The sequence below is a fragment of the Pectobacterium polonicum genome, assembly GCF_005497185.1.
Taxonomy (GTDB): domain Bacteria; phylum Pseudomonadota; class Gammaproteobacteria; order Enterobacterales; family Enterobacteriaceae; genus Pectobacterium; species Pectobacterium polonicum.
Genome location: NZ_RJTN01000019.1, coordinates 48,798 through 70,380, shown reverse-complemented (window position 1 = coordinate 70,380; position 21,583 = coordinate 48,798). Strand labels below are relative to the sequence as shown.

Sequence of the window (21,583 nt, the reverse complement as noted above, 5' to 3'; positions counted from 1 at the left end):
CTTGTTAATAAAAGACGGTTAATCAAAGACAGTTAATAAAAGGAGCTTGAGATGATTGCGATTACTGGTGCATCTGGCCAACTGGGCCGTTTAGTCATAGCACAACTGTTAGAGAAAGTTCCGGCGAGCGACATCGTAGCGCTGGTACGTGATGTCAATAAAGTTGCCGATCTGTCGGCGCTTGGCGTGCAGGTGAAAGCCGCAGATTACAACCAGCCAGAGGCGCTGGCTTCCGCGCTGCAAGGTGTGGATAAAGTGCTACTGATCTCCTCCAGCGAAGTCGGGCAGCGTGCGACACAACACCGAAATGTGATTGAAGCCGCCGCGAAAGCTGGGGTGAAATTACTGGCCTACACCAGCTTGCTGCACGCGGATAAATCACCGTTGGCGCTGGCGGAAGAACACCGCCAAACCGAAACGTTGCTGAAAGATTCTGGCTTACCGCATGTCCTGCTGCGCAACGGCTGGTATACCGAGAACTATGCGGCCAGCATCCCTGCGGCGTTGGAGCACGGCGTATTTATCGGCAGTGCGGACGAAGGAAAAATTACGTCTGCAACCCGTGAAGATTTCGCTGCCGCCGCCGTTGCGGTACTGACGAAGGAAGGACAAGCTGGCAAAGTTTATGAACTGGCTGGTGATGAGCCTTATACGTTGGCGGAACTGGCTGCGGAGATTAGCAAACAGTCTGGTAAATCTATCGGTTATCAAAATCTGTCTGAAGCAGAGTTCACCGCTGCGCTGGTTTCCGCTGGGCTACCTGATGTGTTCGCGCAGATTATTGCGGATTCAGATGTCGGTGCATCCAAAGGCGGTCTGTTTGATGATGGCAAACAACTCAGCCGTCTGATTGGTCGCCCAACCACGCCGCTGTCAGCGGTAGTGAAAACGACGCTGAAATAAGTATCATGCCAGGCTCAGCATCATGCCGAGCCTGGCGCATTGCCCTGTCAGAATATGCCTATCCTTAGTCACACCTTCTGTTTATCAAGATGTTGGGGTGCTTTCTTGCACTTGATTACTCACGTTTTGTTTCTTTTTGGCCGTCAGTAAATTGCCTACCGGCTGTTCAATGAATTGATAAAGCAACCAGCCGGCGATAAGGCTGATCGCCCCGGCGACGATGATCAACAGCGCAGCGTCTATCACACTGTATTGATTGCCTTCAGTCCATTCATTTAGCAAGCTAAGTACTAAGAAATGAATCAGGTAAAAGCAGAAAGAAATGCTTCCTAACCATTGCATTGATTTCGCATGTAAAAATGAACGCTTCTCTTGTAGGTCATGCACCGCAAGTGAGCCTATCAATAATGTCAGCGGAATGAGAGTAACCAAATTAAAGCTAAGCAGGAACGGCATGAAAAGATCAATGCAATATGTCAATGCGGTCAGTATTATGCTGGCGGTCACTGAAACGGGTATCCACTTCCCTTCCTGGATAATACGTGACAGTAACATACCAATAGTGAATTCAAAAATACGTGTTGGTGGGAAGGTATAGGAAAGCCACCATTGAATTTCGCCCACCTCAAAAGGCCAACCTTCAATCAGCGGAGTGGTGGGCAATAATGTATAGATCGCACCATTAGCTGCGATTAAGGTGGCATAGCAAAATATTACGGATACCCATAAGGATTCAGTCGGTATTTTTTTTACGAGCTTGAGTAAGAATGGGTAAATAATATAAAGAAAAACAATGACAGATAGAAACCAACTGGGGACGTTTCCGCCAATATAGTTATCGCCTTGCGGTATCCATGTCTGTATCAATAATAAATTGGGTAACCAGACATCAACACGCCCAACACTTATTACTCCAGTAATAATAATCAGTATCATAATAAATATATTTACAGGGTATATCTTTGAAAATCGTTTTTTATAGAATTGGAGCGGGTGGCTAACGGATGGCGACGACCAGTTCATGACAAACCCACTCAGGATAAAAAAGAACGATACACTTACCCACCCAGCCTTACTGAGGACAAAAGAGTAGGCTTCGCCGATAGATTCATCTGAGAACAGGTTTAACATATTCCCGAGCGATGTGTGAAAGAGGTACACAAGAAGGGCAGCAATAATTCGAGTGCCATTCAGCGATGGCAAATTAGGGAGATACCCTTTTGGTGTTCTCTTTATAATAATATTACTCTGATAATAATGTGAAATTTCCTTTTTTACGATGAGGTTACTGTCCATTTTTTTCTCCTATTTAAACGCGATGCGAAAAAATGAGGAAAGATATCTATCATAAATATATAAATAGGAAGCTATTTATAATTTTAATTTATTTTTTAATATAATGGTCAATGTAATCAGGAGACTACATTTATCTCTCTGATTTATCATTGGTAATGATTATTTTGTGAAGGGAAATAACCCTTCAATTTAGTAATAACACAATAACCTTTATTTTACAAAATGGTTTTTTAGTCGGCGTATTTCATGATTTTATTTAACTATCACTTTTTTATAGTTTTTTATTTTTTTTAAACGATTAAGTCATGGAAATAAAAATAACTGCGAGCATCAATTTATCGATGACGGGAGCTTGTATGGACTACTGGATGGTTGCGATAACAATGACAACATTTCCTGCTGGGGCCAAAGATATCCGCGATCTTTGACTGAACAGGGTCTATCAGCAAGTGACTGACCAAGGGCGTAACCCGTTAATTCAGAAATGTTGATATTATCAAACCGTACTATGTGTTCAACATCGCCCTTCATCTGGTTCAATGTGCCCTGCACGGAGCGATTACACTGGGTATCGACTTGTAGCGGGCGCAAATAATGTTGGGCGACGTTGAGTTGCCTTTCATTCGCCCCACACTTGAGAAGCGTATTGATTAATGCATCCACAAAGTAATCGTTTAGTTCGAGGAAGTTTTTCTTGGTAAGCGCCAGTAATATCAGTGGAAAACGAGTCGCATCATGTACGAAAAGTACGCAATTCCGGCGCTGTAAGGTGATCAAATTTCCGTGCCAGTTGCTCAGCGGGTTGATATCTATTGTTGGTTGCCTAAAGAGCCACTGACTACAGGGCGTTGCGGCAAATTGACCGCTGTCATCCAGTGGCAAAGACTTGAAAAACTTATGCGTAGCGTGAAGTTGAATCATCTTATCACTCTTGCTCTTCTGTATCAGTTAGTGGCATTGAATGTGTAGATGAGTATAAATTCTACTATCACTTCCCAATACAAAAACTCGAAAAAATGCGGCCTAACAGATCGTCAGAGGTGAACTCACCCGTGATTTCACTCAGGGACTGCTGTGCCAGCCGCAATTCTTCTGCCAGCAGTTCGCCAGCGTAGGCGCTCACCAACTGTTCTTTGCCCTGAATCAGATGCTGTGCTGCCAGTTCCAGTGCTTGCAGGTGGCGACGTCGAGCCAGAAAACCGCCTTCCGTGTTGCTGGTGAAACCCATACTTTGCTTGAGATGGTCGCGCAGCGTGTCGATGCCTTCGCCCGTACGGGCGGAAAGACGGATAAGTGAGTGAGTGTTCACTTCTTCGAGGCCGAGCGTTTCACCTGTGATGTCAGCTTTATTACGCACCACGGTAATTGGCAGTGTTTTGGGTAGACGCGCCATAAATTCCGGCCAGATCTGTTCCGGCTCAGTCGCCTGCGTGGTGGTGCCATCGACCATGAACAGCACGCGATCGGCCTGTTCGATTTCCTGCCAGGCACGTTCAATTCCAATGCGTTCGACCTCGTCGCTGGCATCGCGTAGTCCGGCGGTATCGATAATATGTAACGGCATGCCATCGATATGAATGTGTTCACGTAATACGTCGCGCGTGGTTCCCGCGATATCTGTGACAATCGCCGCTTCACGACCCGCTAATGCATTGAGTAAGCTGGATTTACCGGCGTTAGGGCGACCCGCAATCACGACTTTCATCCCTTCACGCAGCAGGCTACCCTGATGCGCTTCGGCTCGGACGGCATCCAGATCGGCCATCACGCCATTGAGCTGCGCTTCAATTTTGCCATCGGAAAGAAAGTCGATCTCTTCATCTGGGAAATCGATGGCAGCTTCGACGTAGATTCGCAGGTGAGTGAGTGCTTCCACTAACTGATTTATACGGGTGGAAAATACGCCTTGCAGGGAGTTCAGCGCTGAGCGAGCGGCTTGTTCCGAGCTGGCGTCAATCAGGTCGGCGATGGCTTCTGCCTGCGCGAGATCGAGCTTATCGTTCAGAAAGGCACGTTCAGAGAATTCACCGGGACGTGCAATGCGCACGTTAGGCAGCGTCAGGATGCGTTGCAGGAGCAAATCAAGAATAACCGGACCGCCATGACCCTGAAGCTCCAGCACGTCTTCACCGGTAAAGGAGTTCGGGCCAGGAAACCAGAGGGCGATGCCCTGATCGAGTGTGGTGCCGTTGGTATCACGGAACGGCAGATAATCAGCGTGGCGCGGCTTGGGAAGCTTACCCAGAACAGCGTGTGCCACCTCTGCGGCCGCCTGTCCTGAAACACGTAAAATACCCACACCTCCGCGTCCCGGTGGCGTGGCTTGGGCGACGATGGTGTCGGTATTGCTCATGATATTCTCTCTGCGTTGATGCCCGTCTATCAGGCTATTTTACGTATCGTTAGGGGATAAAACAGCTTATAAAAAAATAAGGCGGTCAATGACCGCCTTACGCTTTCTATCGGTTAGTCATCAACCGGATTATTTTTTCTCGCGGCTATGCAAGCCACGTTTTTCCAGACCGCGATAGATCAACTGCTGCTGGAGGATGGTAACCAGGTTGCTGACGATGTAGTACATAACCAGACCTGACGGGAACCACAGGAAGAAGACGGTAAAGATGACCGGCATGTAGGTCATGATCTTCTGCTGCATTGGGTCGGTCACGGTGGTTGGCGACATCTTCTGGATGAAGAACATCGTCACGCCCATCAGGATCGGCAGGATATAGTACGGGTCTTGTGCAGACAGGTCATGAATCCACAGCGCGAATGGCGCATGGCGCAGCTCTACGGAGCCCATCAGCATGTAATACAGCGCCAGGAAGATTGGCATCTGAATCAGCAGCGGGAAGCAGCCACCCAGCGGGTTCACTTTCTCTGACTTGTACAGCGCCATCATTTCCTGACTCATACGCTGTTTGTCATCACCAATACGCTCACGCATGGCCTGCAATTTAGGTTGCAGTAAGCGCATTTTCGCCATAGAGGTGTATTGCGCTTTCGTCAGCGGATACATCACACCGCGCACGATAAAGGTAATGGCAATGATGGAGAAGCCCCAGTTACCGATAAAGCCGTGCAGGAATTTCAGCAGTTTAAACAGAGGCTGAGAAATAAACCACAGCCAGCCGTAATCTACGGTCAGATCCAGATGCGGCGCAACTGCTGCCATCTTGTCCTGAATTTCAGGGCCGACCCACAGGGTGGCGTTCAGATTTTGCTGACTGCCAGCGGCAACCACAACCGGGGCAGCCTTGAAGCCAATCGCAGCCTGACCGTTGCCCAGCTTACTGGTATAGAACGTATTCGCGCCTGTCGTTGTCGGAATCCACGCGGTTGCGAAATACTGTTGCAGCATTGCCACCCAACCACTGTTAGTGGTGATGTTCAGGTTTTCGTCCATGTCGCTGAAGCTGTACTTTTTGTACTTATCTTCGCTGGAAGAGAACGCTGCGCCACGATAGGTGTGCAGGGCAAAGTTGCTGCTGCCAGTGTCGCGGTGCTTAGGCAACTCCGTAGACTGTTTTAACTGACCGAACAGCGTCAGTTCCAGAGGCTGAGCGCTGGTGTTGTTGACGCTATAGTCAACGTTCAGCGCATAATCGCCACGTTTCAGAACAAACGTTTTGGTATAGGTTACGCCGTCCGCCGCGGTGTACGTCATCGGAATGCGCAGTTCGCTCTGGCCATCGGCCAGCTCGAAGCTATCTTGCGTGGTAGTAAACAGCGGACGTGGGCCGTTAGCCGGGTTGTCTGGACCGTTTTTGCCGGTCAAACCGCTTTGAGCCTGATAGACAAACTCTGGTGTGGTTTCCAGCAGATGAAAAGGTTTATCTGAACCCAATGTATCCGGGTAAGCCAGCAGGTGCGCTTGCTCGACATCGCCGCCACGCGTGTTGATGGTCAGCGACAGCACATCGGTTTTCACCGTGATCAGTTTACCTTGACCGCTAGCTGGTACGCCCTGGTTGGTAGCATCACCGGTCGCTGCGTTCGTAGCCTGCTGTATGGCCTGCGTGGTTGCTGGCGGATTTTTATCCGTTTCCCAAGCCTGCCAAAGCATAAAGGTTACGAATAGCAGAGCGATGAGAAGAAGATTGCGTTGCGAATCCATCGTTAATGTTCTCTGTTATTGTCGGTTTTTGGCGGTACGGGATCATCACCACCAGGGTTCAAAGGATGGCATTTTAATACGCGTTTAAGCGTCAACCAACAGCCTTTTATCATGCCGAACCTGCGTATTGCTTCAATACCGTATTGCGAACACGTTGGCCGGAACCGGCAATGTGGTCCGAGTAACGGGCTGATAACGAGTTGATAACCGCGTATCAACCCGATCAGCAGTCGGGAGCCAAACGACAGTGCCGACGCCATAGTTTTTCCAATGCTTCCGTCAGAGTGCGGTTATCCAGTTCAGACACCCCCTTTTTCACCAGCACCACAAAATCCATTGAAGGCAATGAATGTTGGTGCAGGCGAAAGCTTTCGCGCGTCAGGCGTTTAATCCGATTGCGTTCATGAGCACGTTTTACATGCTTTTTGGCGACGGTAAGACCGATGCGGGGATGCCCCAGCGAGTTCAGGCGGCCGAGGATGGTAATTTGCGGCGTGCCAGCCCGTTGCGGCTGCTGGAAGACGAAAGTGAAATGACTGGGAGTTAACAAACGTAACTCCCTGGGAAATGCTAGCTTAACCACTCGGTGGGTTAGCTTTTATTACTTAGAAACAGACAGACGAGTACGGCCTTTCGCACGACGGCGGGCCAGAACTTGACGACCATTTTTGGTGGCCATACGAGCACGGAAACCATGGCTACGGTTACGCTTCAATACGGACGGTTGGAAAGTGCGTTTCATGGCGATTTCTACCTAAACTTGGAAAATTATAACTTCACAGTAAACGCGTTTGGCTGTTCGGCGTGAAAATGACCGACGCCTCAATCGCATATCACAGCTATATAACGGAAAGAGGCAGGATTGTAATAATTGTACAGTCCTGAGTCAATTAACATCACACTTAACACGCCAGCCATTCCCAGTATTTTTGGAATTTCTGCCTGCCAGAGCACAGAAAAGGCGTAGACGCGCGGGCAGGGAATTATACGGACTCTATTGTAAAGTGCAAGGATCGTCCAACGATCTGTCCCGCAAGATCATGATCGATATCACCGTAACGATCGTGTCTCCAAGGGTATGCTTGGTTGCTCTTTATAGCGGGCGAGTAAAATGTGCGCTAGCCGCCCCTCTGGCGTGCTACGGGGAGCGGCGATAAGAATAGCCTGTGGATAAAAAGGATCGAAACTGTGCAGAAGGGGAAGATCTCTTTGCCGGATTAGGTTATGATCCACGGTTCCGTTAGCGATCCTTTTGACGGGATCGTCGGGGTAAACCGCCGCGCTACGTGGTGTGTCTGCTGTCTGAATTGTGTATGAAACAATCGTGAATGACGCAGGCGCCAAAAAAATCATGAGTCACATAAATAACGTCTTATTCTTTTCTTTTTGATCGTTCTTGTTCGAGTGGAGTCCGCCGTGTCACTTTCGCTTTGGCAGCAGTGTCTTGCCCGTTTGCAGGATGAGTTACCTGCCACAGAATTCAGTATGTGGATACGCCCGTTGCAGGCGGAGCTGAGTGATAACACTCTGGCGCTCTACGCCCCCAATCGCTTTGTGCTGGATTGGGTTCGTGATAAATACTTAAACAATATCAATGTCCTGCTGAATGATTTTTGCGGGATGGATGCCCCTTTACTGCGTTTTGAAGTGGGCAGTAAGCCGCTGGTTCAGGCGGTAAGCCAGCCAGCGCAGTCGCACCACAATCCTGTCAGCGTTGCGCGGCAGCAGCCGGTGCGTTCGGCTCCGGTACGACCAAGCTGGGATAACTCGCCGGTACAGGCAGAGCATACCTACCGTTCCAATGTGAATCCGAAACATACGTTTGATAACTTCGTTGAAGGTAAATCGAACCAGTTAGCGCGTGCAGCGGCGCGTCAGGTGGCCGACAACCCTGGCGGCGCGTATAACCCGCTGTTTCTTTATGGTGGCACCGGCTTGGGTAAAACGCACTTATTGCACGCGGTGGGGAATGGCATCATTGCCCGCAAGCCCAACGCGAAAGTGGTTTACATGCACTCCGAGCGTTTCGTGCAGGATATGGTAAAAGCGTTGCAGAACAATGCGATTGAAGAATTCAAACGCTACTATCGCTCTGTTGATGCGTTGCTGATCGATGATATTCAATTCTTTGCTAATAAAGAGCGCTCGCAGGAAGAGTTCTTTCATACCTTCAACGCGCTGCTGGAAGGCAACCAGCAAATCATTCTGACGTCTGACCGCTACCCGAAAGAGATCAACGGCGTGGAAGACCGCCTGAAATCCCGCTTCGGTTGGGGGTTAACAGTTGCGATTGAACCGCCAGAGCTGGAAACCCGCGTGGCGATTCTGATGAAAAAGGCCGATGAAAATGACATTCGTCTGCCTGGCGAAGTGGCGTTCTTTATTGCTAAACGCCTGCGTTCTAACGTGCGTGAGCTGGAAGGCGCGCTGAACCGCGTTATTGCGAATGCCAATTTTACTGGCCGCTCGATTACCATTGATTTTGTGCGTGAGGCACTGCGCGATCTGCTGGCGTTGCAGGAAAAACTGGTTACTATCGACAATATTCAAAAGACCGTGGCGGAATACTATAAAATCAAGGTAGCCGACCTGCTGTCTAAACGTCGTTCCCGCTCGGTGGCGCGTCCGCGCCAGATGGCGATGGCGTTGGCGAAAGAACTGACGAATCACAGCCTGCCGGAAATCGGCGATGCCTTTGGCGGGCGTGACCATACGACGGTGTTGCATGCCTGCCGCAAGATTGAGCAGTTGCGTGAAGAAAGCCACGACATCAAAGAAGATTTTTCCAATTTAATCAGAACTCTATCGTCATAACACTATGAAATTTATTGTTGAACGCGAACGTCTGTTAAAGCCATTACAACAGGTCAGCAGCCCGCTGGGCGGCCGGCCGACCTTACCGATCCTGGGCAACCTGCTGATTCAGGTAACGGAAGGCGCGCTGTCGTTGACCGGTACCGATCTGGAAATGGAGATGGTGGCGAAGGTTGCGCTGATGCAGCCGCATGAGCCGGGTGCCACGACCGTTCCTGCCCGTAAACTGTTCGATATTTGCCGGGGGCTGCCGGAAGGCGCAGAGATTACCATCATGTTGGATGGCGATCGCATGCTGGTGCGCTCTGGCCGCAGCCGTTTTTCGCTGTCTACGTTACCTGCGGCGGATTTTCCTAATCTGGACGACTGGCAGAGCGAGGTCGAATTTTCTCTGCCACAGGCGACGATGAAGCGTTTGATCGAAGCGACACAGTTTTCGATGGCGCATCAGGATGTCCGCTACTACCTCAACGGTATGCTGTTTGAAACCGAAGGCGAAGAGCTGCGCACGGTCGCGACCGATGGTCACCGTTTGGCGGTCTGTTCGATGCCGGTTGGCCAATCCTTACCCTCACATTCGGTGATCGTGCCGCGTAAAGGCGTGATGGAGTTGGTGCGTCTGCTGGATGGTGGTGATACCCCTCTACAACTGCAAATCGGCAGCAACAACATTCGTGCGCATGTCGGCGATTTCATTTTCACGTCGAAGCTGGTCGATGGTCGTTTCCCTGATTATCGCCGCGTATTACCGAAGAACCCGGATAAGACGCTGGAAGCCAGCTGCGATCTGCTCAAGCAGGCTTTCTCTCGTGCGGCGATTTTATCGAATGAAAAATTCCGCGGTGTGCGTCTGCATCTGATTCAGAATCAGCTCAAAATTACGGCTAACAACCCAGAGCAGGAAGAAGCGGAAGAGATTCTGGATGTGCAGTACGACGGCACCGAGATGGAGATCGGCTTTAACGTTAGCTATGTACTGGATGTGCTGAACGCGCTGAAGTGCGAAGGCGTCCGTTTACTGCTGACTGATTCTGTTTCCAGCGTGCAGATCGAAGATAGCGCCAGCCGTGCGGCGGCCTATGTCGTCATGCCAATGCGGTTGTAGAATTATCGGGCAAGTTTACTTGCCCTTTCATCATTAAGATAACTGCAACATGGCTCTTACTCGTCTTCTCATCAAAGATTTCCGTAATATCGAGGCGGCCGATTTGGCGCTGGTTCCCGGCTTTAATTTTTTGGTCGGTGCCAACGGCAGCGGTAAAACCAGCGTGCTGGAAGCGATTTATACGCTGGGGCACGGACGGGCGTTTCGCAGCATCCAGGCCGGGCGCGTCATTCGTCACGAACAGCCGGAATTTGTGCTACATGGCCGTATTGACGGTACTGAAACGGAGCGATCCGTCGGGTTAAGCAAAAACCGTCAGGGCGACAGCAAGGTGCGGATTGACGGCAGCGACGGCCATAAAGTCGCTGAACTGGCGCAACTGCTACCGATACAGCTGATTACCCCTGAAGGGTTTACCTTACTTAACGGCGGCCCGAAATATCGTCGCGCCTTTCTCGACTGGGGCTGTTTCCATAATGAACCCGGCTTTTTCGCTGCCTGGAGCAACATGAAGCGTTTGTTGCGCCAGCGTAATGCAGCGCTGCGTCAGGTGAGCCACTATGGGCAGCTCAGAGCCTGGGATCAGGAACTGGTGCCGCTGGCGGAACGTATCAGCGAATGGCGTGCGCAGTACAGTGCGGCGATTGCCGATGATATCGCCACGACCTGTACGCAATTTTTGCCTGAATTTTCTCTCAGTTTCTCTTTCCAGCGCGGCTGGGATAAAGAAAGCGAGTATGCCGAACTGCTGGAACGGCAGTTCGAACGCGACCGTATGTTAGGTTATACGGCGCTGGGGCCGCATAAAGCCGACTTCCGCATCCGCGCCAGCGGCGTGGCAGTTGAGGATATGTTGTCCCGTGGCCAGCTCAAGCTGCTGATGTGTGCGCTGAGGCTGGCTCAGGGTGAATTTCTCACCCGTCAGAACGGACTGCGCTGTCTGTATCTGATCGATGACTTTGCTTCCGAACTGGATAGTACCCGCCGCCGTTTGCTGGCTGAACGGTTAAAAGCCACTCATGCACAGGTTTTTGTCAGTGCGGTTAGCGCTGAGCAGATAGAGGACATGATTGGTGAAAAGGGCAAGATGTTCCGCGTAGAACAGGGTAAAATAACGGTTCAATCACAGGACTAAAATGAGCGAGAAACGTTGATGTCGAATTCTTATGACTCCTCAAGTATCAAGGTATTGAAAGGGCTGGATGCGGTACGTAAACGCCCAGGTATGTATATCGGCGATACGGACGACGGTACCGGCCTGCATCATATGGTATTCGAGGTTGTGGACAACGCTATCGACGAGGCACTCGCTGGCTATTGTAAAGACATTATCATCACCATCCATGCTGATAACTCGGTATCGGTGCAGGATGATGGCCGTGGTATTCCAACCGGTATTCACGAAGAAGAAGGGATCTCCGCGGCCGAAGTCATCATGACTGTGCTGCATGCGGGCGGTAAGTTCGATGATAACTCGTATAAAGTCTCCGGCGGCCTGCACGGCGTAGGGGTTTCCGTGGTTAACGCCCTGTCAGAAAAACTGAAGCTGGTTATCCACCGCGACGGGAAACTTCACGAGCAGACCTACAAGCACGGCGTGGCGCAGGCTCCGCTGGCGGTCACTGGTGAAACCAACAGAACCGGTACGACGGTGCGCTTCTGGCCGAGCCACGAGACGTTCACCAACGTGGTGGAATTCGAATATGAGATCCTGGCTAAGCGTCTGCGCGAGCTGTCGTTCCTGAACTCTGGCGTCTCTATCCGCCTGATCGACGAGCGTGAAAAAGATAAAGCCGATCATTACCATTATGATGGCGGTATCAAGGCATTCGTTGATTACCTGAACCGTAACAAAACCCCAATTCATCCAAACGTGTTTTATTTCTCGACGGTGAAAGATGACATCGGCGTGGAAGTGGCGTTGCAGTGGAATGATGGTTTCCAGGAAAACATTTACTGTTTTACCAACAACATTCCGCAGCGTGATGGGGGTACACACCTGGCCGGATTCCGTGCCGCGATGACCCGTACGCTGAATACCTACATGGATAAAGAAGGCTACAGCAAGAAAGCCAAAGTCAGCGCCACCGGTGACGATGCGCGTGAAGGGCTGATTGCGGTGGTTTCCGTGAAAGTGCCCGATCCGAAATTCTCCTCACAGACCAAAGACAAGCTGGTTTCTTCCGAAGTGAAAACTGCGGTCGAATCGCTGATGAACGAAAAGCTGGTGGATTACCTGATGGAGAATCCGTCAGACGCCAAAATCGTGGTTGGTAAAATTATTGATGCCGCACGTGCTCGTGAAGCGGCGCGTAAAGCACGTGATATGACGCGTCGTAAAGGTGCGCTCGACCTGGCTGGTTTGCCGGGCAAACTGGCGGACTGTCAGGAACGCGACCCGGCGCTATCTGAACTGTACTTGGTGGAAGGGGACTCTGCGGGCGGCTCTGCTAAGCAGGGGCGTAACCGTAAGAACCAGGCGATCCTGCCGCTGAAGGGTAAAATCCTGAACGTTGAGAAGGCGCGTTTTGACAAAATGCTTTCCTCGCAGGAAGTGGCGACGCTGATCACCGCGCTGGGCTGTGGCATTGGCCGTGATGAGTACAACCCAGACAAATTGCGCTATCACAACATCATCATCATGACCGATGCTGACGTCGATGGTTCGCACATCCGTACTCTGCTGTTGACCTTCTTCTATCGTCAACTGCCTGAAATCGTTGAGCGTGGCCACGTTTATATCGCGCAGCCGCCGCTGTACAAGGTGAAAAAAGGCAAGCAGGAACAGTACATCAAAGATGATGAAGCGATGGATCAGTACCAGATCGCACTGGCACTGGACGGCGCGACGCTGCACACCAATGCACAGGCACCAGCGCTGGCGGGTGAACCGCTGGAGAAACTGGTTTCTGAACATTACGCTGTACAGAAGATGATTGGCCGTATGGAACGTCGTTTCCCGCGGGCGTTTTTGAACCGTCTGATTTATCAACCGACGCTGTCCGAAGCTGATTTAGGCGAGCGCGAGAAAGTACAGGCGTGGGCGGAATCACTGGTTAGTGGCTTGAACGCCAACGAAGTGCACGGCAGCACATACAGCTTTGTCATTAATCACGATGAAGAGCGCGGCGTATTTGAACCGGCGCTGCGCGTACGTACGCACGGTGTGGATACCGATTACCCGCTGGGCGCAGGCTTTGTTGCCGGTAGCGAATACCGCAAGCTGAATCAACTGGGCGAAAAACTGCGTGGCTTGATTGAAGAAGATGCGTACATCGAACGTGGCGAGCGTCGTCAGCCAGTGGCTAGCTTTGAACAGGCGCTGGAATGGCTGGTGAAAGAGTCCCGCCGTGGTCTGAGCGTGCAGCGTTATAAAGGCCTGGGTGAAATGAACCCGGATCAGCTGTGGGAAACCACGATGGACCCAACCAGCCGCCGCATGCTGCGCGTGACGGTGAAAGACGCGATTGCCGCTGATGAGCTGTTTACGACTCTGATGGGGGATGCCGTTGAACCGCGTCGTGCCTTTATCGAAGAGAACGCCCTGAAAGCGATGAACATCGATATCTGATTCGGTCTACGTTGTTATCGTTATCTGAGCCAGCCCCCTGCGGAGCTGGCTTTTTTTATGGCGAGCTTCCTGCTCGCCGCCCTTGGAGCCGCCGCCAGCGACGTTGAAAAACGTTTCCTTATGTTTTTTATCAGGCTAATGCACGGCGTTTGGCGCTGCGCATTTCCTGTAGCAGCGTGATGAACGCGGTGATCAGCATAAAGATAACGGCAGACCAGAAAATCGCGTGAGGGTGACCGTGATCCAGCATCCAGCCGAACAGCACTGGCCCTGCGGCCCCGCCCAGATTAAAGCCAGTGGATACAATACCAAACACCCGTCCTTCCGCTCCCGGTGGTGAGGCGGCGCGCACCAGCATATCCCGAGACGGTGCGATCATCCCGGAGAGGAAACCCGCAGCAGCCAACAACGGTACGAGCGCGATGGTGGGTAAGGAATACATCGCAACGATACTGACCAGTACGGCGGTGAGAGCCAGCGCCGCTGTCGCCACCAGCCCATGGCGTTTGGTTTTATCCGCCAATGAACCGCCAGCCAGTACGCCAAAGGCGCTGGCGAACAGGAATGCGGTCAGCGCCACGTTAGCCTGTGAAAGCGACAAATCGTAGCCTGTGACTAACGCCGTAACCGAGAAGTTTTGGATCGATCCCGTACTTAAATTCAGCAACAGGAACAAAATCAGCAGCGCTAAAATCGGCAACGTGAAAACAGGCGCGCGCGATTTGCCTGGCTGGGTGCTCGTTGCCGCCGTGGGTTTCACCCGGCTAGGTTCATCACGGTCTGTCATAAGTAGTGGGATCGTTAGCAAGCCAATGATGCCAGAAACGATGAATGCGCTATTGATGCCAGAAAAGGCGGCAACGGACAGCAAAATCCCAGGGGCAATGGCCGTGCCCAGAAAGCCAGAGAACGTATGCACCGAGAAGGCGCGACCCATGCGTTTTTCATCAATTCCGCGCGAGAGTAAGGCATAGTCTGCCGGATGATAAACCGCATTCGCCACCCCTGCGAGCCCCATTGCGGCGACTAACCAGGTGTAGCTTTCTGAAAATCCTAGCGAAAGAAAACAAAGGCTTCCGAGCGCTAAACCTGCGGTTAACGTGCGACGTGCGCCGATGCGATCCACCATAAAACCAATTGGCGTCTGCACGCAGGCGGAGACTATGTTGAATACGCTGAGTGCAAACCCGAGTTCAACAAAGCTGATATCGCGTTGGGTTGATAGCAACGGAATGAGTGCAGGCAGCACCATCATATGGAGGTGACTCACCAGATGAGCGGATGAGATTTGCGCCAGTAACGGTAGTTTTATGAGTTTCATGTTGTTTTTGCAGTTTACAGGTCTGTAGATTTTATTATCGTGAGAGCCGGCGCAGGAACAGGGCGTCACTCCCTGGTAAATGGATCATAAGGTTAACATATTACTTATATCATCTATGGCGAATATTGATACTGGCAGGATAGGGAGAGCGTGGAATGACGATGAAATCATATTTGGGTGGATGTTTATGTGGCCAGATTCGTTTCCGGGCCACGGGTGAGCCGGGAAATCCCCATGCCTGCTCTTGTACTCATTGCCAGCGACACTCCGGTGCGCCAACGCTGCTGTGGGCTGAGTTCCCCAAAGCGGCGGTTGAGTGGGTTGGTGAAGGCGGCGAGCCCGCGCGTTATCGTTCGTCTGATTACTCCAGTCGGGCTTTTTGCCCACGCTGCGGCAGTACGTTGGGGGCGATTGATGATGAACCGACCGTTGCACTAACGATTGGGAATTTTGATGAGAAAAACAGCCCAGAGCTGAAGCCAACGTCGCACTCGTTCGAGGATTGTTGCCCGCGCTGGGAATAACGCACAGGCCGTTTCCGACCTGTGCGGGGGAGTTGGTGAAGAAGGGAAATATCAGCACCGTTTGCACAAACTGTCTGGCCTGTTCTTCCGATGCTGAGACGAACTCATCCATGCGACTGGGGGAAGACGTTAACGCTTAGTCTTGTGCGAAAAATGTCTTCTTCAGTGCTACTTCAACGCCACGCACCTCTGCAAGACCACGCAGGCGACCAATCGCTGAATAGCCTGGATTGGTCTTTTTCTTCAGGTCATCGAGCATTTGGTGACCGTGGTCGGGACGCATCGGAATGGCGCGTTGGTTTCCCTGACGGCGGCGTTTTTGTTCTTCCGCAAGCACGGCTTTTACCACACCAACCATATCGACATCGCCATCCAGATGGTCGGCTTCATGGAAACTGTTTGGATTCGCTTCACGTTTAGTGGCACGCAGATGCATAAAGTGAATGCGGTCAGCGTAGGTTTCCGTCATTTTCACCAGATCGTTATCCGCACGTACACCGTATGAACCGGTACACAGCGTAAAACCATTGTGGATACTATCGACGGTTTCTTTCAGCCACTGCATGTCTTCAATGGTTGAGACAATGCGCGGTAGCCCTAAAATTGGGCGCGGTGGATCGTCTGGATGCACTGCCAGCACAATACCAGCCCCTTCGGCCACAGGGACGATGGCCTTCAGGAAGTAAGCCATATTTTCCCGCAGTTGGGCACGATCGATACCTTGATAGCGGTCTAATTGCACCTGAAATTGATCGAGCGTATAGCCTTCTTCCGCTCCAGGCAGGCCTGCAATGATATTGCGGGTCAGCGTATCAATATCCTGCTGGCTCATTGCTGCAAAATAGGCGCTTGCCTCTGCACGTTCATCGTCATTGTAGTCCTGCTCTGCGCCGGGCCGTTTGAGGATATGCAGTTCGAATGCGGCGAATGCAATGTGATCAAACCGCAGGGCGCGTGAACCATCTGGCATTGGGTATGCCAGATCGGTACGCGTCCAGTCCAGTATCGGCATGAAGTTATAGCAGACCGTGTCAATACCACAGCTTCCGAGATTACGCAGGGATTGTTGGTAGTTGGCAATGTATTCCTGATAGCGCCCCGTATGCGTCTTGATTTCTTCGTGTACGGGAATGCTTTCAACCACAGACCAGACCAGACCTTTTTCTGCCAGTTGCGCCTGCCGTTTTTGGATTTCCTCTACCGGCCATACTTCGCCATTCGGGATATGATGCAGTGCGGTGACAATACCCGTCGCGCCTGCCTGACGTGCATCATCTAATGATACGGGGTCGTTAGGGCCGTACCAGCGCCATGTATGTTCCATAATGTTACTCCTTGCTACTGAATATCGAAAATAGGTGGCGATGTTATGCTTCTGGGGCTTCTTCTATAGGATCTTTCACGATAAAGAAGTAAGCCAGCGCCCCTGCAAACGTCACACAAGAGCACACCACGAGTGCCAAATTAAATGAGTGCGTTTTGTCCACGACCCAGCCGGTAACGATAGGGGCAAAGGACGCGAAAATGAAGCTACCGAAATTCTGGATGCTGCTGACCGAAGCGACCATACGTGAGGGAGCCATTACCTGTACCAACCCCCACGCTGATGTTCCCGCGAAGTGGACAAAAAATAGCGCCAGACTGATAAACGCGACGGCCATTGTGGTTGATGTTGATTGAACAACCAGCAGCGTACATGCCGCAGAACATACCAGACCCAGACAGATGAGTGACTTACGGCTTTTGGCGAGGGAGTAGCCTCTGCGTGCCAGGCGATCCGCGACGGTGCCATTGATAAGCATACCGATAGAGCCAAAAAGGAAGGGAATGGCAGCAACCCATCCGGTGTTTGCCAGGCTCAGCCCGCGTTCTGCCTGAAGGTAGCCCGGTAGCCAGGAGAGGTACAGCCAGCCAGTGTAGTTAACACCGCTAAAGCCAAGGATCATCCCCCAGACGGTGCGGCGTTTAAACAACGCGCCCCATTCTTTTAGCGTAACGCGTGTTTGCGATGCGGGTTTGGTGCCAGCATTCAGGTAGTCTTTCTCTTCCTGAGTCAGCACAAATTTGTCACGGTTGCGATACCAGGCATACCAGCACAATGCGATGGCGATCCCTGCGATACCAATGATGACAAACATCATACGCCAGCCAAATGCCAGCATCAGCGCGACCAGGATCGGTGGTGCAAAAGCCTGGCCGATAGTGGTCGATGAATTGAAGATCCCCATTGGCAGGCCGCGTTCTTTCGCTGTGAACCAATCGGTGATCACTTTTACGCCACTGGGCATAAAGGGCGCTTCACCGATCCCCAAACCAATACGTAACATGATGAAATGTGAAAAATTATTCACCATTCCGGCCATCGCCTGCATGCTTGACCAGAACAGTAAACCGGCACCCAGTACAACGCGCGGGCCAAAGCGATCGAGTAACAATCCGCTAGGTAGCTGCGAAATACCATAGGAGAGTGAAAAAGCGGAGAGGAGCACGCCAAATTCCGTGGCAGAGAGTCCCAGATCGGCACGAATGGCTTCGTTTGCAATTGACAACGAACCGCGATCGAGAAAATTGATGATCCCTGCAAGAAACAGTAAAAGCAAAGAAACAGTCTGGATACGTTTAAGCCGTTCAGTACGCTGCGCTGTCGGCGAGTGATCCAATGAGGTGGTAGACATTATTTTTATCCTCAACAGCAATCAGAATCTTGTAGAACCCTGGAATATTCATGGAGCAATATTATTGGGATTGGACTAAGGGTCTGGTGGTCAGGCCACCAGACCGAAAGAAGTATTCCGCAAGATGACGTTCATTACTGTGATGTACTTCTCATTATCTTTTCTTGCGGGTAAAGGCCACCGTAGATGAAAGAGGCGAGTGAATTCTCCGCATATGGTAAGCTTCGCCTCAGTATTGTACCGCTCACGCAAGCCTGAAGTAGGTTGGAGGAGTTATGGATTTACCCGCGCTCAAAGTGGAGCGTTTGTACCGTCAAATATCAAATCTGCTGATTAACTGCATTCAGAATGGGCAGTTTTTACCAGGAGATATGCTGCCCTCAGAGCGGGATTTGGCTAAACAACTCAGTGTAAGCCGTTCGTCGATCCGTGAAGCATTGATTGCACTGGAAATTACCGGGTGGGTCGAAATTCGCACCGGAAACGGTGTATTTGTCAGCAATCCATTGCCTCAGGCTGCGCAGTCGCAACCTGAGGAAGAATTCAGCCTGAAATCGCTGATTCTGGCGCGTCAGGCTTTTGAAGGATTATTGGCTGAAATGGCGGCGCGCAACGGTAGCGAAGATCAGCGAACCGAGCTGATAGATATCATGCAGGATCTCACGCAGCTCAATGCTAACGATGAAAAATTTCTGAGTGAAGATAAGCGCTTTCATCTGCTGATTGGTGAAATGAGTGGTAATGAAGTGCTACGTGACATGATGGAAAACTTGTGGAACAAACGTACAAGTTCACGCTTTGTCCGGCTAGAGAGCCACTACGCGCAGGAGGATTTTCCTGTGGCGTTACAGCAAGACCATCATGATATCGCTATGGCGATTGCGGCGCGTGATCCCGTGCGCGCCCGTGCTTGCATGGAGCGTCATCTACAGCATGTTTACGATCGGCTGTTTAGCAACCCATAAACCATGAAACCGACCGCGCCGAATGGGACGGTCGGTTTTGAGGCGGAAAGGGTTAAGAGAGTTTAAATACCAGCACGGTTTGCGCGAGCTGTCTGGCCTGTTCTTCCAGCGACGCGGCAGCGGCAGTCGCTTCCTGCACCAGCGCGGCGTTTTGCTGGGTAACGCCGTCCATCTCGTGAACGGCCTGCGTGACCTGACTGATACCACGCGATTGTTCGTCCGATGCGGAGACGATCTCATCCATGATGTCTTTTACCGAGGTGACGGCATGCAGCATGTCCTGCATGGTTGAGCCTGCACTCTGAACCAGCGTGACGCCGCTGTCGACACGGCTGGCGGACTCCGTAATCAGCGCGGTGATATCTTTTACCGCACTGGCGCTGCGCTGCGCGAGGTTACGTACCTCGTTGGCAACAACCGCGAAACCACGCCCTTGTTCGCCTGCTCTGGCGGCTTCTACCGCCGCGTTGAGCGCCAGAATATTGGTCTGGAACGCGATGCTGCTGATGATGCTGGTAATGTCGGCTATTTTCTTCGAACTGTCGTCGATCTCACTCATGATGTGGACAACCTGACCGACTATCTTGTCGCCTTTCTGAGCGATGTACGCGGCATTCTGCGCCAGTGTTGTCGCGTTATGGGCGTTATCCGCATTCTGTTTCACCGTCGCCGTAATCTGCTCCATGCTGGCGGCGGTTTCTTCCAGCGCCGCCGCCTGCTGTTCGGTACGAGAAGCCAGATCGATATTACCTGCTGCAATCTCTGTCGCACCATGGCTGACGGATTCGCTGGTGTTAATCAACTGTTCGGCAATATCTCTTAACTGCGTTTGCATGGCGTTCATCGCGTAGAAAATACTGCTGTCGTCTTTCGGCAACACGGGGATGGCCTGCGTTAAATCTCCCTGCGCGACGGACAGTGCAATTTGCGCTGCCTGAGCAGGCTCGCCACCAATAGGGCGGGCGACCTTGCGGTGAAAGATGATACCCAACACACCGGAAACCACTACGATACTCAGCACCATAAGCAGTAGCGCCATGTTGCGCTGCTGTGCGGTTTCCGCCATCACCACATTGACGGGGGCGGATAGACCGAGCATCCAAGGCGTATCGGTATTGCCGATCTTGACCGGCATATATACGGTAAACGCGGGTGTGTTCCGCACGACATTGTCACGTTCGATCTGATAAGGCTGACCAGTGGTGATATGCTCAAGCAGCGTTGGGTCGTTTTCAATTTTCTTGGTTATCCGGACTTTGTCAGGATGAGAAATGTAGGCACCGGTGTGAGACAACAGCTGTGCGTAGCCTGTTCCTTGATAGGGTTTTATATTGTTGGTGAGCTGTTGCAGCGTATCCAGCGAAAAATCCGCCGTGACGGAACCGTAAAATTTATTGTTGATGATGATGGGCACGGCAATGGAGGTCAGCAGGACATCGACGCCGTTGTAGGGGTAGCTATACGGTTCCAGAATCACTTCTTTCTGGAGTTTCTTTGGTAGCAGATAGTAATCGCCGCTGCCCGGTGTTTCATAGTCCACCAGATTATGCAGAGCTACGTTGCCTGCGGTATCGCGATCGACATAACGAACAAAGCGACCTTGTGGGTCTTGATCCGGTTGACCGACGTACTCCCGATCTTTGCCGTCAAACGCATCAGGCTCCCATGCCAGCGACATGGACAGGAAATCGGGGTGGTTCTTTAGCGCATTCTTCAGTAGTGTCTCTGCGGTTTTCCGATCGGCGTTACCCGCTTCTTGCAGGCTGACAACGCTCTGCACCAAATTACGTGCCGCATGGAGCGCGACATCCAGCTTCTGCTGAATGAGATAGCTGTTGGTATATGCGGTTTGCTCAAGATACTGCTGGGCGATGGCTTTTTGCTGCTGGCCGGATTGCCAGATCAACAGACCGATAGTGAGAATAAAACCGAGTGCGATAGTGGTGACGCCGGCGAGTAACATTAACGTTCGTGTGCTGAGCTTTTTTTGTGGCGCGGTTGGTGAAGAATGAATGGGTAGATTGCTGTGGCGAACCGGTAACAATGTTGTAGACATATGCGTAATATCCCCTGAGATATAAGCGCTGATACCCGTCATACTTCAAGCTGCATGTGTATCGTTCAAAACGCTAACGTTTTTGTCCTGCAACCCGAATTATTTAGGGTACATAGGTGATTTTTTCATAAAAAAATCAATCGATTATCTTCCTGTCTGTTTTATGGTCATTCTCTTGCGTGACTCGTCATTTTTTGTGATGCAAGTCACAATTAAATTATCGGCGAGAAACCACA

Annotated in this window: 18 protein-coding genes; 7 read left to right on the top strand and 11 right to left on the bottom strand. The window is 51.4% G+C overall.

The features are described from left to right. Positions 1 to 51 precede the first annotated feature (51 nt). Positions 52 to 903 (top strand): SDR family oxidoreductase, encoded by an 852-nt coding sequence (locus EDI29_RS17250; protein ID WP_137741869.1) that lies wholly within the window; start codon positions 52 to 54, stop codon positions 901 to 903. A gap of 84 nt (positions 904 to 987) precedes the next feature. On the opposite strand, the gene EDI29_RS17245 is transcribed toward EDI29_RS17250, so the two are convergent. The 7 genes from EDI29_RS17245 to rpmH all read right to left on the bottom strand — a co-directional run bounded on the left by EDI29_RS17245 (position 988) and on the right by rpmH (position 7,058). After that, a complete protein-coding gene (locus tag EDI29_RS17245) occupies positions 988 to 2,199 on the bottom strand; it encodes an acyltransferase family protein (protein ID WP_137741868.1) in 1,212 nt (403 codons plus the stop codon). 330 nt (positions 2,200 to 2,529) lie between these two features. Next, positions 2,530 to 3,120 (bottom strand): DUF6933 domain-containing protein, encoded by a 591-nt coding sequence (locus tag EDI29_RS17240; RefSeq protein WP_137741867.1) that lies wholly within the window; start codon positions 3,118 to 3,120, stop codon positions 2,530 to 2,532. A gap of 67 nt (positions 3,121 to 3,187) precedes the next feature. Next, on the bottom strand, positions 3,188 to 4,552 hold the full coding sequence (gene mnmE, locus EDI29_RS17235; RefSeq protein ID WP_137741866.1) for a tRNA uridine-5-carboxymethylaminomethyl(34) synthesis GTPase MnmE: 1,365 nt from the start codon (positions 4,550 to 4,552) through the stop codon (positions 3,188 to 3,190). Between the two features lie 129 nt (positions 4,553 to 4,681). After that, positions 4,682 to 6,316 (bottom strand): membrane protein insertase YidC, encoded by a 1,635-nt coding sequence (gene yidC, locus EDI29_RS17230; protein ID WP_137741865.1) that lies wholly within the window; start codon positions 6,314 to 6,316, stop codon positions 4,682 to 4,684. A gap of 2 nt (positions 6,317 to 6,318) precedes the next feature. Then, positions 6,319 to 6,576: a membrane protein insertion efficiency factor YidD gene (gene yidD / locus EDI29_RS17225; RefSeq protein ID WP_010281237.1), complete on the bottom strand. Its 258-nt coding sequence runs from the start codon at positions 6,574 to 6,576 to the stop codon at positions 6,319 to 6,321. After that, positions 6,540 to 6,899: a ribonuclease P protein component gene (gene rnpA, locus EDI29_RS17220; protein WP_071531164.1), complete on the bottom strand. Its 360-nt coding sequence runs from the start codon at positions 6,897 to 6,899 to the stop codon at positions 6,540 to 6,542. The genes yidD and rnpA overlap by 37 nt, the downstream gene beginning before the upstream one ends. A gap of 18 nt (positions 6,900 to 6,917) precedes the next feature. Beyond that, positions 6,918 to 7,058 carry a 50S ribosomal protein L34 gene (gene rpmH, locus EDI29_RS17215; RefSeq protein WP_005976668.1) on the bottom strand — a complete coding sequence of 47 codons (141 nt, stop codon included), beginning with the start codon at positions 7,056 to 7,058 and terminating at the stop codon, positions 6,918 to 6,920. 674 nt (positions 7,059 to 7,732) lie between these two features. On the opposite strand from rpmH, the gene dnaA reads away from it, so the two are divergent. From dnaA to gyrB, 4 genes are read left to right on the top strand one after another with little or no spacing between them, the layout of a single operon-like run. Continuing rightward, the gene (dnaA, locus tag EDI29_RS17210) at positions 7,733 to 9,130 is read left to right on the top strand and encodes a chromosomal replication initiator protein DnaA (protein WP_010281224.1); all 1,398 of its coding nucleotides are present in this window, start codon (positions 7,733 to 7,735) and stop codon (positions 9,128 to 9,130) included. 4 nt (positions 9,131 to 9,134) lie between these two features. Continuing rightward, positions 9,135 to 10,235, top strand: coding sequence for a DNA polymerase III subunit beta (gene dnaN / locus EDI29_RS17205; protein ID WP_137741864.1), 1,101 nt, complete (start codon positions 9,135 to 9,137; stop codon positions 10,233 to 10,235). Positions 10,236 to 10,284: 49 nt separating this feature from the next. Continuing rightward, positions 10,285 to 11,370, top strand: coding sequence for a DNA replication/repair protein RecF (gene recF / locus EDI29_RS17200; RefSeq protein WP_137741863.1), 1,086 nt, complete (start codon positions 10,285 to 10,287; stop codon positions 11,368 to 11,370). Between the two features lie 18 nt (positions 11,371 to 11,388). Then, the gene (gyrB, locus tag EDI29_RS17195; RefSeq protein WP_137741862.1) at positions 11,389 to 13,806 is read left to right on the top strand and encodes a DNA topoisomerase (ATP-hydrolyzing) subunit B; all 2,418 of its coding nucleotides are present in this window, start codon (positions 11,389 to 11,391) and stop codon (positions 13,804 to 13,806) included. A 130-nt stretch (positions 13,807 to 13,936) separates the two neighbouring features. Here gyrB and EDI29_RS17190 read toward each other — a convergent pair whose 3' ends face one another. Further along, positions 13,937 to 15,127 (bottom strand): MFS transporter, encoded by a 1,191-nt coding sequence (locus EDI29_RS17190; protein WP_137741861.1) that lies wholly within the window; start codon positions 15,125 to 15,127, stop codon positions 13,937 to 13,939. A gap of 155 nt (positions 15,128 to 15,282) precedes the next feature. Between EDI29_RS17190 and EDI29_RS17185 the strand changes: the two genes are divergently transcribed. Then, positions 15,283 to 15,651, top strand: coding sequence for a GFA family protein (locus EDI29_RS17185; RefSeq protein ID WP_137741860.1), 369 nt, complete (start codon positions 15,283 to 15,285; stop codon positions 15,649 to 15,651). A gap of 136 nt (positions 15,652 to 15,787) precedes the next feature. Here the strand turns inward: EDI29_RS17185 and uxuA are convergent, their stop codons facing one another. Together uxuA and EDI29_RS17175 are read right to left on the bottom strand one after the other, a co-directional pair. Continuing rightward, the gene (gene uxuA, locus EDI29_RS17180; RefSeq protein WP_137741859.1) at positions 15,788 to 16,975 is read right to left on the bottom strand and encodes a mannonate dehydratase; all 1,188 of its coding nucleotides are present in this window, start codon (positions 16,973 to 16,975) and stop codon (positions 15,788 to 15,790) included. 43 nt (positions 16,976 to 17,018) lie between these two features. Continuing rightward, positions 17,019 to 18,326: an MFS transporter gene (locus EDI29_RS17175; protein ID WP_137741858.1), complete on the bottom strand. Its 1,308-nt coding sequence runs from the start codon at positions 18,324 to 18,326 to the stop codon at positions 17,019 to 17,021. Between the two features lie 275 nt (positions 18,327 to 18,601). On the opposite strand from EDI29_RS17175, the gene EDI29_RS17170 reads away from it, so the two are divergent. Further along, positions 18,602 to 19,291, top strand: a complete 690-nt coding sequence (locus tag EDI29_RS17170; RefSeq protein ID WP_137741857.1) for a FadR/GntR family transcriptional regulator — start codon at positions 18,602 to 18,604, stop codon at positions 19,289 to 19,291. A 52-nt stretch (positions 19,292 to 19,343) separates the two neighbouring features. Here EDI29_RS17170 and EDI29_RS17165 read toward each other — a convergent pair whose 3' ends face one another. Continuing rightward, positions 19,344 to 21,347 carry a methyl-accepting chemotaxis protein gene (locus EDI29_RS17165; protein ID WP_137741856.1) on the bottom strand — a complete coding sequence of 668 codons (2,004 nt, stop codon included), beginning with the start codon at positions 21,345 to 21,347 and terminating at the stop codon, positions 19,344 to 19,346. Positions 21,348 to 21,583: the final 236 nt, after the last annotated feature.

Excerpts from the sequence above, each read along its gene's own strand:
- EDI29_RS17250 (WP_137741869.1), top strand. The coding sequence starts at position 52 with ATGATTGCGATTACTGGTGCATCTGGCCAACTGGGCCGTTTAGTCATA.
- EDI29_RS17245 (WP_137741868.1), bottom strand. The coding sequence starts at position 2,199 with ATGGACAGTAACCTCATCGTAAAAAAGGAAATTTCACATTATTATCAG.
- EDI29_RS17240 (WP_137741867.1), bottom strand. The coding sequence starts at position 3,120 with ATGATTCAACTTCACGCTACGCATAAGTTTTTCAAGTCTTTGCCACTG.
- mnmE (WP_137741866.1), bottom strand. The coding sequence starts at position 4,552 with ATGAGCAATACCGACACCATCGTCGCCCAAGCCACGCCACCGGGACGC.
- yidC (WP_137741865.1), bottom strand. The coding sequence starts at position 6,316 with ATGGATTCGCAACGCAATCTTCTTCTCATCGCTCTGCTATTCGTAACC.
- yidD (WP_010281237.1), bottom strand. The coding sequence starts at position 6,576 with ATGGCGTCGGCACTGTCGTTTGGCTCCCGACTGCTGATCGGGTTGATA.
- rpmH (WP_005976668.1), bottom strand. The coding sequence starts at position 7,058 with ATGAAACGCACTTTCCAACCGTCCGTATTGAAGCGTAACCGTAGCCAT.
- dnaN (WP_137741864.1), top strand. The coding sequence starts at position 9,135 with ATGAAATTTATTGTTGAACGCGAACGTCTGTTAAAGCCATTACAACAG.
- recF (WP_137741863.1), top strand. The coding sequence starts at position 10,285 with ATGGCTCTTACTCGTCTTCTCATCAAAGATTTCCGTAATATCGAGGCG.
- gyrB (WP_137741862.1), top strand. The coding sequence starts at position 11,389 with ATGTCGAATTCTTATGACTCCTCAAGTATCAAGGTATTGAAAGGGCTG.
- EDI29_RS17190 (WP_137741861.1), bottom strand. The coding sequence starts at position 15,127 with ATGAAACTCATAAAACTACCGTTACTGGCGCAAATCTCATCCGCTCAT.
- EDI29_RS17185 (WP_137741860.1), top strand. The coding sequence starts at position 15,283 with ATGACGATGAAATCATATTTGGGTGGATGTTTATGTGGCCAGATTCGT.
- uxuA (WP_137741859.1), bottom strand. The coding sequence starts at position 16,975 with ATGGAACATACATGGCGCTGGTACGGCCCTAACGACCCCGTATCATTA.
- EDI29_RS17175 (WP_137741858.1), bottom strand. The coding sequence starts at position 18,326 with ATGTCTACCACCTCATTGGATCACTCGCCGACAGCGCAGCGTACTGAA.
- EDI29_RS17170 (WP_137741857.1), top strand. The coding sequence starts at position 18,602 with ATGGATTTACCCGCGCTCAAAGTGGAGCGTTTGTACCGTCAAATATCA.
- EDI29_RS17165 (WP_137741856.1), bottom strand. The coding sequence starts at position 21,347 with ATGTCTACAACATTGTTACCGGTTCGCCACAGCAATCTACCCATTCAT.